The organism is Chryseobacterium sp. CY350 (assembly GCF_027945075.1).
Taxonomy (GTDB): Bacteria; Bacteroidota; Bacteroidia; order Flavobacteriales; family Weeksellaceae; genus Chryseobacterium.
Map to the genome: position 1 here is coordinate 2163815 of NZ_CP116034.1, position 12822 is coordinate 2176636.

7 protein-coding genes are annotated in these 12822 nt (G+C 36.6%); 4 read left to right on the forward strand and 3 right to left on the reverse strand.

The window, feature by feature from the left end; genetic code table 11:
• Positions 1-2: 2 nt before the first annotated feature.
• Positions 3-1229 carry an imidazolonepropionase gene (gene hutI, locus PGH12_RS09970; RefSeq protein WP_267599482.1) on the reverse strand — a complete coding sequence of 409 codons (1227 nt, stop codon included), beginning with the start codon at positions 1227-1229 and terminating at the stop codon, positions 3-5.
• Positions 1230-1425: 196 nt separating this feature from the next.
• On the opposite strand from hutI, the gene ruvB reads away from it, so the two are divergent.
• Genes ruvB through coaE form a run of 4 tightly spaced genes read left to right on the forward strand, consistent with a single transcriptional unit; the run spans position 1426 to position 4575 of the window.
• Positions 1426-2448, forward strand: a complete 1023-nt coding sequence (gene ruvB, locus PGH12_RS09975; RefSeq protein WP_267599481.1) for a Holliday junction branch migration DNA helicase RuvB — start codon at positions 1426-1428, stop codon at positions 2446-2448.
• Between the two features lies 1 nt (position 2449).
• Positions 2450-3061 carry an FMN-binding negative transcriptional regulator gene (locus PGH12_RS09980; protein ID WP_267599480.1) on the forward strand — a complete coding sequence of 204 codons (612 nt, stop codon included), beginning with the start codon at positions 2450-2452 and terminating at the stop codon, positions 3059-3061.
• A 15-nt stretch (positions 3062-3076) separates the two neighbouring features.
• Positions 3077-3943 (forward strand): MBL fold metallo-hydrolase, encoded by an 867-nt coding sequence (locus PGH12_RS09985; protein ID WP_267599479.1) that lies wholly within the window; start codon positions 3077-3079, stop codon positions 3941-3943.
• Between the two features lie 2 nt (positions 3944-3945).
• A complete protein-coding gene (gene coaE / locus PGH12_RS09990; RefSeq protein WP_267599478.1) occupies positions 3946-4575 on the forward strand; it encodes a dephospho-CoA kinase in 630 nt (209 codons plus the stop codon).
• Between the two features lie 128 nt (positions 4576-4703).
• On the opposite strand, the gene PGH12_RS09995 is transcribed toward coaE, so the two are convergent.
• Entirely contained in the window at positions 4704-9380 is a 4677-nt protein-coding gene (locus PGH12_RS09995) for a fibronectin type III domain-containing protein (protein ID WP_267599477.1), read from the reverse strand.
• 322 nt (positions 9381-9702) lie between these two features.
• Positions 9703-12651 carry a reprolysin-like metallopeptidase gene (locus tag PGH12_RS10000; protein WP_267599476.1) on the reverse strand — a complete coding sequence of 983 codons (2949 nt, stop codon included), beginning with the start codon at positions 12649-12651 and terminating at the stop codon, positions 9703-9705.
• Positions 12652-12822 lie beyond the last annotated feature (171 nt).

The following is a 12822-nucleotide window of genomic DNA, read 5'->3' on the forward strand; positions in this document are numbered from 1 at the left end:
ACTTATTTTGCTTTCACACCATCTATAAAAACATTCTGCGCTTTTAAACTTCCCTGATTGTACAAAACATTCTGAAAATTATCTGTTTTATAGGTCACAAAATCAGCTTTAAGTCCGGCTGCTAATCGTCCTCTGTCTTCCAGACCCAGAGCATAAGCAGAGCGAAAAGTAATTCCCGCCAAAACTTCTGCTGTCGTCAGTTTTTCGAATGTTGCTAAAATAGAAGCCTGTGTAATTAAATTTCCCATCGGAGCAGATCCGGGATTCCAGTCACTTGCGATTGCTAAAATTGCACCTGCATCTAATAATTTTCTAGCAGGAGTAAATTTTTCACCTAAGCCTAAACTTGCCCCAGGAAGCGCAGTTGCAACTGTATCCGATTGAGCCAAAAACTCAATATCTTCATCAATTGTTGCTTCCAGATGGTCTGCCGATTGAGCTCCAACTTCTACTGCTATTCTTGAACTTCCTGCTGTAAACTGATCTGCATGAACTGTAATTTTAAAACCTAAATCTTTAGTTTTCAACAAGAATTCTTTACTTTCCTCCGGTTGAAATGCTGATTTTTCAATAAATATATCTACTCTTTTAGCAAGGTTTTCTTCTTTTACTTTGGGTAAAATTTCATTTAAAATATAATTCAAATAAGCTTTATTATCTCCATCAAAATCCCTAGGTTTCAGATGCGCAGACAAACAGGTAGGAACCAAAGTTGCCCGTGTTTGAGACTGAGCTTCTTTAATGATTCGAAGCATTTTTAATTCATTTTCAACATCCAGACCGTATCCGCTTTTTACTTCAATGGTTGTTATTCCTAAATCAATTAAAATATTTATTCTTTCTAATAAAGTCTTTAATAATTCTTCTTTTGAGGCATTTCTGGTATGTTGTACCGAACTCCAGATTCCTCCTCCGTTTTCTGCAATTTCCAGATAGCTTTTTCCTGCATTCCGCATAGCAAAATCATTCGCCCGGTTTCCACCGAAACAAATATGAGTATGTGAGTCTACAAAAGCCGGAAGAACAATCTGATCACCTTCAACTGCTTCGATTTTTATATTTTGATTTTCTGATTTTAAAGTTTCAAAATTTCCTACTTTTTGGATGGTATTGTCACCGACTATAATTCCTCCATCAATAATAATTTCGAGTTGTTCGTCAGAAAGTTTTCCTCTTAGCGGAAGATTGGCAAGTGTTACAACTTGCTTGAAAGGTCCAATTAATTTCATTAAATTAAGGTTAAGATTGATGTTGAGGCCAAATTCGCAACGCTGAATTTTTCTCTCTCAAAAATACTTAAAATATATCAATTTGCTAAATGATGTGTCTTCAGATTTGTAACCTTAAAATCAGGGAGAATTTTTCTCAATCTCAGTCTCCGCCTAAACCTAAATTCCCTATCTTTGAAGTAAATGAAATGAATTAATGCCAGATTTTTTACATCCTGATAAGGAAAATTTTTCCGATGACGAACTGATACAGGAAGAGAAAATTCGTCCGCAGAGTTTCAAAGATTTTGCCGGACAAAGAAAGACACTTGAAAATCTCGAAGTCTTCGTAGCTGCTGCCAAAAATCGTGGTGGCGCGCTCGACCATGTACTTTTGCATGGTCCGCCGGGATTAGGAAAAACTACGCTATCAAATATTATAGCCAACGAATTGGGAGTGAATTGTAAAATTACTTCTGGTCCTGTCTTAGATAAACCAGGAAGTTTAGCCGGCTTACTGACCAATTTAGAAGAGAATGATGTGCTTTTCATTGATGAAATTCACAGACTTTCTCCTATTGTAGAAGAGTATCTTTATTCGGCAATGGAAGATTATAAGATTGACATCATGCTGGAAACGGGTCCGAATGCAAGAAGCGTTCAGATCAGTTTAAATCCTTTCACATTAGTTGGAGCAACGACCAGAAGTGGAATGCTGACAAAACCAATGTTGGCAAGATTCGGGATTCAGAGCAGATTAGAATATTATTCGATTGAATTACTTTCAACAATTATTATCAGAAGTGCAAGAGTTTTGGGTGTGACGATTTATGAAGATGCCGCAATTGAAATTGCCAGAAGAAGTCGTGGTACACCGAGAATTGCAAACGCTTTATTGAGAAGAGTTCGTGATTTTGCGGAAATAAAAGGAAATGGTGAAATTGAAATTAACATCACTACTTATGCCTTAAATTCTTTAAATGTAGACGAATTTGGTTTGGATGAAATGGATAATAAAATCATGCGTGTCATGATTGAAAACTTTAAAGGGAAACCTGTAGGAATCTCTGCGTTGGCAACTTCAATTGCAGAAAATCCTGAGACTTTGGAGGAAGTTTATGAACCGTTTCTGATTCAGGAAGGATTTATCATCAGAACGCCAAGAGGACGAGAAGTGACAGAAAAAGCTTATCGTCATTTAAATATTGCGATACCGAGAAATCCGGGAGAATTATTTTAATATGTTTATACCTAAAATTTACCGAAGTGAAGATGATCATTTGATGAGAGAAATCATCAAAGAAAATGCTTTTGCTTTATTGATTTCGTCAAAGGATAAAATTAGAGCAACGCATTCTATGATGATGCTTAACGAAGATGATCCAGAGAAAATTTATATTGAAACCCATATTTCTAAAGCCAATCCGCAGGCAAAAATTCTGCTGGATGAGGATGAAGTTCTATGCGATTTTTTAGGAGCGCACACGTATATCTCAAGCAGCTGGTATAATCATTTGAATGTTTCTACCTGGAATTATGAGGCTGTTCAAATTTATGGGAAAATTAAACTCATGAATAAGGAAGAACTTTATAATCATCTTGAAAAACTAACTACAAAATACGAGCAAACTCAGAAATGCCCGGTATTCGTAAAGGATATGGGTAAAGAATTTGTAGAAAAGGAAATGAAAGGTGCTTTCGGAATTAAAATATTTCCTACCGAAATTTATATCAATCAAAAACTGTCTCAAAACAGAAAAGAAGCAGATTATCAAAATATTATTTCTAATCTGGAACAATTCGGCGATGAAAACAGCAGAAAAATTGCTGATAAAATGAAATCAATAAATTAAAATAACAAAAATTATATGAAACTATATCCTATCCAATGCGGAAAATTCAAGCTCGACGGCGGAGCGATGTTTGGAGTCGTCCCGAAGAGTCTGTGGGAAAAAACCAATCCGGCAGACGAGAAAAATTTAATTGAGTTGGGAACCCGATCTTTACTAATTGAAGATGGGAAAAAATTAATTCTCGTAGACTGCGGTCTAGGAAATAAACAGGATGATAAATTCTTTGGCCATTATTCTCTGTGGGGCGATGATACTTTAGATAAGAATCTAAACAAATTTGGTTTTGTTAAGGATGATATTACCGATGTATTTTTAACGCATTTACATTTTGACCACTGCGGTGGCGCGATCGAATGGAATGACGATAAATCTGGTTACAGACCTGCGTTTAAAAATGCTCAGTTCTGGACGAATGAAAATCACTGGAAGTGGGCGACAGAGCCAAACGCAAGAGAAAAAGCAAGTTTTTTAAAGGAAAATATTTTACCAATTCAAGAAAGCGGCCAACTCGGATTTCTGCCACTTCCAGCTAATGGAAATTATGGTTTTTCTCCGGATCTTAAAATGGATGTCATCTTTGTAGATGGTCACACCGAAAAGCAAATGCTTCCCGTGATTCAGTATCAGGAAAAAACGATTGTTTTTGCTGCAGATTTGATTCCGACCGCCGGACATATTCCACAGGTTTATGTCATGGGTTACGACACAAGACCTTTACTAACGGTTGAGGAGAAAGCGAAATTCTTAAAACAATGTGTGGATAACGATTATCTGCTGTTTTTTGAACACGACGCTCATCACGAGCTCGCAAGCCTAAAAATGACTGAAAAGGGTGTAAGATTGGATGAAACATTTAGCTTTAATGAAGTTTTTGGTTACTAAAAATGGAAGAATTAAATACAGAAGCACAAAAAGCTGAACCCGATTCGGGACCGAAAGTCATTGGTCTTACAGGAGGAATTGGTTCCGGAAAAAGTACTGTCGCTAAGTTTATAGAAGATTGTGGTTTTCCTGTTTATTACTCGGATGTAAGAGCTAAAACGATTGTTAATGATCATGATGATTTACGATATAGAATTAAGGATCTTTTAGGAAATGAGTCGTACGATGAAAAAGGCCTTTACAACAGAAAATTTGTAGGTGAAAAAGTTTTTAATAATGATGAATTATTACAGCAGCTCAACGCAATCATTCATCCTGCAGTTCGAAATGATTTTGAACATTGGCTTGCTCAGCAGACAAAATATCTTGTTTTTAAAGAAACGGCTTTACTGTTTGAGCTGAAATTACATCTTCAATGCTATAAATCTTTATTGGTAACTGCCGAAGATAACATCAGAATAAAAAGAGTGATGGATAGGGATAGTAAAACCTATCGTGAGGTGGAATCTGTAATGGACAATCAAATGCCTGAAAAAGATAAAATAAAAATTGCTGATTACATTATTTACAATAATACAAACCTTGACGATCTTCAAGAACAAACCGAAAAAGTTATTTTCGAGATTGAGTAAAAAATAAAATGTAAATGAAAAACTCGCTGATTAATCAGCGAGTTTTTCATTTTGACTATTTGGTTGCCAATAGTAGCAAAAAAAATAAGCTCTCATTTCTGAGAGCTTATTCTATTATTTAGAAGTTATTATTCTTTAATGAATTTCTTCTGTACAGTACCTTTCACGTCTTCTATGTCGATAACATATAATCCGTTGATCAGTCTGCTAACGTCGATCTTATTATTTAAAATCAATCCGCTTGATACCAGTTGACCTGCTGCACTGTAAATTTTGTAATTAGCTTTTTTGCTAATATTTTTCACATTCAGTACAGTCGTCACAGGATTCGGGTAGATTAAAATATCAGTCTGATTAACTGTGTTTGCAACACCTTGTTTAGATATTCTTACTGTATAATCTTCTACTTCGCCATTGTCGAAGTTTGCACAATTTACAGGAATTCCATCTTTTTGCATTGCAACTCTCATTCTTACATATTTGTAATCTGTCATGCTCACAAATGCATCTGCAGGAACACTAAATGTACCACTTGCAGTTGGGTTAGTATTTGGTCCGTCAACAAGGATTCTTTCATTAATATCGAAATATCCATTTCTGTTGAAGTCGATCCAAACCGCTACTCCGGCACTTGCACTATTGGTTAATGTCTTATCAATTGTAATTGAGTTACCATTTGATCCCTGAACCATTTCAATATATTTATTCTGAACAGTAGTGTAGTCAGAATAATTTGAAGCAGTAGTAATATTGATCATTTCTGGTTTACCTGTTGGTGTCACAGTTACTTTTGAAATATATTCTGTAGCAGAATTATTTGATGACATTTGGCAATATACAATTGTAGGAGTAGTGAAATAATAAGGAGGCGTAAAGTTGCCCGGTGTACCCGAACAAATGTTTGCTACCTGCATTTCATATTTAGTTAATTCTAAAAGTCCTGTAATTGTATAAGTGTTTGTGTTAACATTAATAGTCGTCCAGCTAGGAATACCAACCTTTCTATATCTTAAAACATAACTTCCTGTAGCACCTGCACCAGTAAATGCATCCCAAACTACTTCTGCACTTGTAGGTGTCAACGTAGTAATCGTTAATCCTGGAGGCGGTATTTCACAAATTCTGATTGTAGTAAATACCTGAGGATTTGACCATGGGTTTGGTGTAGTTTCACCCACACACTGATTAGCAACCTGTACTTCATAAGTTACATAAGAAGAAAGACCTGTTAATGTCACTGAGTTAGCTGGCGGAGCCGGAGCTACCACAGAAATCCAGGTTGTACTACCTACCGGTCTGTATCTAATTAGGTATGTTGCACTAGGAACAATTGGGTTCCAAGTAACTACTGCCGATGTAGATGTAATGTTAGTAACCGTCACATTTGGAGGTGTAGGATCACATCTTGTCGTGAACAATTTAACTGGAGTATAAGCTCCTAAACCACCTGTTGCACATTTTGCAGCAATTCTAACTTCGTATGTAGTTGCTGGCGTTAAACCAGTAAGTTGTACCGGAGGGTTACCTGTTAACGTTGAAGCATTTACAGTAATCCAAGGTGAAACAGGATTTGTAACTGCTCTGTACTCTAATACAAATGCGATGTTAGTTGGAACAGATGTCCAATTGACTGTCGCTGAATTTTGAGTGATCGGCGTTACAGTAACGTTCGTTGGAGTTACATTGCTACAAGGTCTCAATTTCACTGCATAATCTTCTACTTCACCGTTTACAGGATCAACACACATTACTGATCCGCTACTTCTTTTCAGAATTACTCTAAGCGTAGTAGTAAGCGGTCCTGCGTAGATGGCCGGTCCTGCTTGCGGAACATTAAATGTAACCGTTACAGGAGTAGTAGTACTTGATGCAGAAGTCATGATTTTCTCATTCGCTGCAAAAATTCCGTCTCTGTTGTAGTCAATATAAGCATCAACAGCGTCAGCATATGTAGTGGTTTGCCAAGCTTTTGAAACCGACAATTGATTTCCTGTAGAGCCAACTTCTAAGTTGATTAATGTTGCGGGAGTGGTATAGCTAATATAATTTGTCTGTAACGATGTATTATCCATCACAGGGAAATTCACTGGTGTAATTTTTACATTTGATATGTAGTCGTTAGTACCTGTTCCTACCATTGGACAATATGTCAACGGTGGTGTTGTGAAATTCACAGAAGGACCAAAAGCTCCAGCTGTTCCGTTACAAATTGTTTTAACCTGAACTTCATAGTTTGTTTGTTCAGTTAAACCAGTAATCGTGTAGAAACTTTGACCTGCAGGAATAGTAACGAAACCTGCCGGCTGCTGTTGCCAAAGTGTTTGACCGATCTGTCTCCATCTAACCTGATAAGTTGCTCCAGCAGCAGGTAACCAAGATACATAAGCTGTAGTAGCCGTCATGTTAGCAACTGTAATATTTGATGGTGCAGCGGTAGTACATGGTAATAAATCGATCAATCTTACAGAATAATCTTCTACTTCTCCCCAAGTAAATCCTCCACAAGGGCTAGGAACACCTCCTTCAAGAATGATCACTCTCATTCTTACATTTAAGTTTCCTGCGTAAGCTCCCTGAGCAACTGTTGGTACAGAGAAGTTAGGATTGTTTACAATTGAGGTCGTATTAGAAGGCGAATCAAGAACTAATTCATTTGGATTATCTCCAAAAATTCCATTTCGGTTAAAATCAATCCAAGCTCTTGTTCCAGATGCATACTGGAAATTTGGCCAAACCTTAGTTGCAGAAATACTATTATTAGAAGTTCCTCTGATTAATGTAACTAATCTTGTAGGATCATTCGTATAATCAGAATAGAATGGTGGTGGCGTTGCAGAGTTACTTACCATAGGAGCATATCCTGTAGGAGTAACTGTTACATTAGATATATATTCATAAACCGTAGTACTTGTTGGACCTGAAGTACAATAAGTGATCGCCGGCGTTGTAAATGTAGTACTCGGTGAGAATGCACCTGTAGTACCTCCACAAATTGTAGCAACCTGAACTTCATACGCCGTAAGCTCTAAAAGACCCGGAATTGTATAACTGCTCGTAAGCGGTGCTGTCAAGGTAATTTGATTCCACGCGCCAGAAGGTGCAGTTCTCCATCTAACAATATAAGTAGCTCCTGTTGCAGGAGTCCAAGACACTCCAGCCGAAGTTGGCGTAAGTTGTCCTACGGTAATATTTGTTGGTGGCGCTGTAGTACAAGCCAATAACTGCTGTGCAATTAACTGTATTCTCGGAATATCAGAATATCTTGAATTTGCTGTTGGTGGTGAACTCGGATCAGCATTTACTGTATCGTCGTAATGAAGAATTCCTCTGTTTGCTCCCGCAGCATAATTCCCCCAGTTCTGAGTACAAGAATAACCTGAGGCATTTTCGTCTACTGCAATAACGATATTTGAGGTACCATTCCACACAAACGGAGTTGTTAAAGTAAGTTCTACCCAAGATCCACCTGTCATGTTTGGCAAAGTACCTGTATAAACCTGCTGCATTCCGGATAAAGGAACCCAGTTTGTTGTGCTTGCAAAACTAGCCTGTGTGGTATTACCCATGTAAACAACCCACTGGTTGTAGTTAGCCTGGGTAGTAGCAGTAGATTCTACATAAAATCTAATTTTAGTAATAAAATTATTTGTACCAATTGCTCCACCAACTTCAGCAGCTGTGTAGATTTGCTGAGAATAATTGTATCCATAACATGAATAGATTGGTAGATTTCCATTAGATAATGTTCCAGATCCTATCTGACCAGGAGTAAACGGCGGACCTGCTATCCAAGTACTTTTATCCGTACCAGAACATATTGATCTTACCCACCAATAGTATGTTGTACCTGTGGTAAGTGCATTAATAGGAACCGTAAGTGCTGTTGTTGGAGTTCCTGCTGTAGCAGCTGGTGGAGCTGTATTTGTAGTTGATACAATATACTCATATCCATTTGCCGGCACAGTAGAAGGTGCTGCCCAACCTATCGATCCCGTTACAGGTGATGTGGCACTTGATACCAAACCCGAAGGAGCGAAACAACTTGGAGGAGTCCAAATATAGGTGAGTCCATCAGTAAACATACCAGGAGTAGCTGCTGTAGTACTAAATGCCTGAGAACTGGTATTTACAGCTCCTGCCGTTGAAGCCGTGAAAAGTACTGACGTTGAGTTAGTACGATTATTGTAATCAGCATTTGTTGTACCTCTCAGACCAACCTGAACCGTACTGCTAATTGCTGTAGTACCTGCAAGATAAGATCCTGCTTTATAAACTACTGCAATTGTATTGGTTGTCTCTCTTAACCTGATCTGAAAAGAAAAAGTATAAGCATTTGTTGTAGATGTGGTATAAACTGGTCTAAAATCAGTCCACTGGATTACAACCTCTCTGTTAGGAGCTGTACCCTCAACACCCCAACTAACGTTTCCGAATACATTCGTAACGTTGGCGATTGCATTAAGATCTCTTCCCCAAGCAGAAACTGCACCTGTGTAAGTTTCTGTACTTGAAATAGGAGAATATGTTGCAGTTCCCGGTGCTGTAGTACCAAATGTTATGAAACCATTTGTTGAAACATTTAACGCTGCATAATTCACACCGTTAAAAGAAACATTAAATGGAAGAGTAACAGGATACACAGCATTATCCAACGAGTTGGAAGCAGTTGCCGTTGCCAGCACAGTTGCAGACGTAGTCGGAAGAGCTGTATAAGCTCCTATAGACTGGGCAAAACTGTATGAGCTGACCTGCGCATTTGTTAAATATGCCGTTATAAAGGCAAAAATCAGTAAAATTTTCTTCATCTTATTAATGATTTAAATAGATTAGAATACAAGATTTATACATAATCATAAATTAGTGTATTAGATTAATTGTTTGCGATACGCTGCTAAAACGTGTGAATTCACCTGTAATAGAAGCAAAAGTTAAAAAAGTAAAAAATTTCCTCATAGGCATTTTAATAATTTTAGATTAACTACAAATCTAAACAATTTTTATTATTCATTAATATAATTAGATGTTTTTTTTATCGTAACGTCATCAAAATCCGTGTTATGGTTACATTATAATAAAAAAATCCTCAGGTTTTCCTGAGGATTTAATAGAATTAAAAGCTTTAAATTTTTATTTCTTGATAAATTTAGAGTTAAAGTTTTCTTTTCCTTTATCTTCTATTGAAATTACATATGCACCTTTTACTAGAGATGTTACATTAATTTTACCTCCAATAATATTTCCGCTACTTGCTAACTGACCTGCTGCACTATAAATTTTATAGGTTGCTTTGTCAGAAACTTTAGTAACATTTAAAATATCACTTACCGGGTTAGGGTAAATTTGAATACCATCTTTAACTATGTTTAGTTCGTTTGTACTTAATGCACTACTTACAACCACATTATAATCTTCTGCCTCTCCGTAACTAATTGTTCCACAACCAGCATAATTCGAATTGATAGAGCCTCCTGCGCTAGCTTGTCCAAGATATGCTAATATAACTCTCATTCTAAGTGGCTGATCTACTATTGCAGTAGCAGGAACTGTGAAAGTACCCGTAATTGGTGCTGTAGGAACTGCTACAGGATAATTCAGAACTCTTTCAGAGTTTTCAAAAACACCATTTTTATTAAAATCAATAAATACTACAGCTGCATCATAATCTGGTGTAGTAACAGCAATAGATAAGGAGTAAGAATTATTTACTGCTAAGTTAGATTGTAGAGCTGTATTTGTGGTATAATCTGTGTAGTTAGAAGCTCCCGAAGTATTTGTAAACAAAGGAATTCCATTCTTAGAAAGAGTTACATTAGATATGTACTCAAATTGTGGTGAATTAGTCGCTGAAATAGTACAATACGTTGTTGCAGGTGTTGTAAAATTTGTACTTGCAGAGAATGGAGATTGGGTTCCACAAACTGAAGCAACTTGCACTTCATAAACTGAACTTGCCAATAAACTTGCAAGAACTACATTATTTACATTAGAAGTTATTTGTTGCCATGTAGTTTCGGTAGTTTTCTTATATCTAATTACATAAGAAGAAGCACCAGAAACCGGAGCCCAATCAATAGCAGCTCCTGTAGAAGAAACGTTTGTAATATTAATTCCACTTATGGCAGTTCCGCACGTTACACTTGTTGTGACGTAAACAGATTTCACAGCATAAAAAACATTTCCTATCGATGAAATTCTTAGTTTGATATTTTGATTATTCAAAGAAGTTGGGAATGTAAAGCTTTCTGTACCATCATTTGCAGTAGATGCTAGTAAAACATTCCATGTTGTACCATTATTCAACGTATAATCAATTTTAACGTTTGCAACATTATATGGTGCCGCAGTCGTATTTACAACATCCCATAAGATAGGAGAGGCAATATTTGTATATCCATACTGCATTTGATCGCTCACTTTAAACGGACCGTCAGCTCCCACATTTATAGTCTGAAGAGCAGAATTGGTCTGCTGTTGAGCGGGATTCAGGTTATTATCTCTTACTGTTACAGCAAAACTTGATGTTCTTGCTACGTTCGAAACAGATTCCCAACTGTTATTAGCATTGACCAAAACACCATTCAATACTGATGATAATTTAGGAAAATATCTTGTAGGGCTTGTTGTTGGAGATAATGATCTGAAAGAAGCACCAAAAGTTGTGTTTCCTAAATTGGCTAAAGTGATGGGATCTGCATTAGTATTTGCAGCAACATCCGCTGCATTAAATTGTTCCCAAGTATAAGTCATTGGATCATTTTCAGGATCTGTAGCTGATGCAGTAAGCACAAACGCAGTTCCCTTCGGTATACTGTAAGCAGGTAAAGCTGCAATTGTCGGAGGGTTATTTGTAATTGGAGTTTCAACATCACAAGTTTTACTTGTCAAATTATTCTGAATCTGTACAATACTTGCTACATGAAAATACGGATCAGAATTCATTTGTACATTTGCATTTGTAATACCTGCATATCCCATAATAGTTGATCCAGAACCTGGTTCCATATTAACACCTGCACCTTCTAAAGCATGGGAAAATGTATGATTCCCTCCCAGTTGATGTCCCATTTCGTGAGCAACAAAGTCTATATCAAAAGTGTCACCTACAGGACTTGTACTTTGAGTAAAACCAGACCCCTTAGCAGTCGTGGTAGGTGTTGCAGGGTCAATACAAACACACCCGATACAGCCGGCATTTCCATTGTTACCTGCCGCATTGAATACATGACCAATATCGTAGTTTGCATTCCCAACATTAGCTGTTAACGTCTGTTGTAATTGAACATTCAAATTTCCAGTATAAGGATCTGTAGCAGCATCAGTATAAATAATACCTGGGAAATTTTGAACATTTAAATGTAATGCTAAATCTTTTTCAAAAACAAAGTTTACTCTGGTCATCGTAGCATTAATAGCAGATAATGCAGATGCTACAGTACCTCCGTGAAAAGCAGTATATTCACCAGTAACCGAAATAGCCAATCTCATTGTTCTGTATTTTTTATCAGAATTTTTAGAGAAATTACCCGTTTGATTATTGAATGACTGACCAGAAAGCATAAGCTCTCCCAGTTGCTTCACTGCTGTCGGATCTTCTGAAGAATTACAGTTAAAATCTTTAGCATCTGAAGATTTACTGTGAACACTGTAAACAGTCTTGTCAGACTTTTCAGCATCAATAAACTCATATTGTCCATTAATAATAGTAGTAGATTGAAAATTTGTGGGTGATACTGAGAATCGAAGATATTTATTCGGATTATCAACACTTACACCTACATAAGAGCCTAACTGGTATTGACTAGCTAACTCTTTAGCCATCACAGGAAAACTATAAACTTCAAACTTCTCTAATTTACCTCTAAGGTTAGGCAATAAGATCTGAACAGGTTTCGAATTGGCACCTGTCTCTTGAGCATTTTTTAGTTGACTTTGAATTTTATCAAGATCTAACTTGTATTGAAGCTGCAATTTTGTCGGATCAACATTTGACCCTCTATTTATTGCAGTTGGAGTCCATTGCCCAAAGGCTGAAACTCCAATAACACTACAAAATAAAGCAGTAATGAGTTTTTTCATAAAATTGAATTATTTTTATTCGCCAAATATATGGCTTTTAATGCATTTAAAGCATCAATAAGGATAGTATTTTACAAAAACTATAATTGCGTGAAAAATATAAAAAAAATAACTCAAGAAAATTCCTGAGTTATTTATATTTCTAAAAATTATAGTTTTATATTCTTCTAT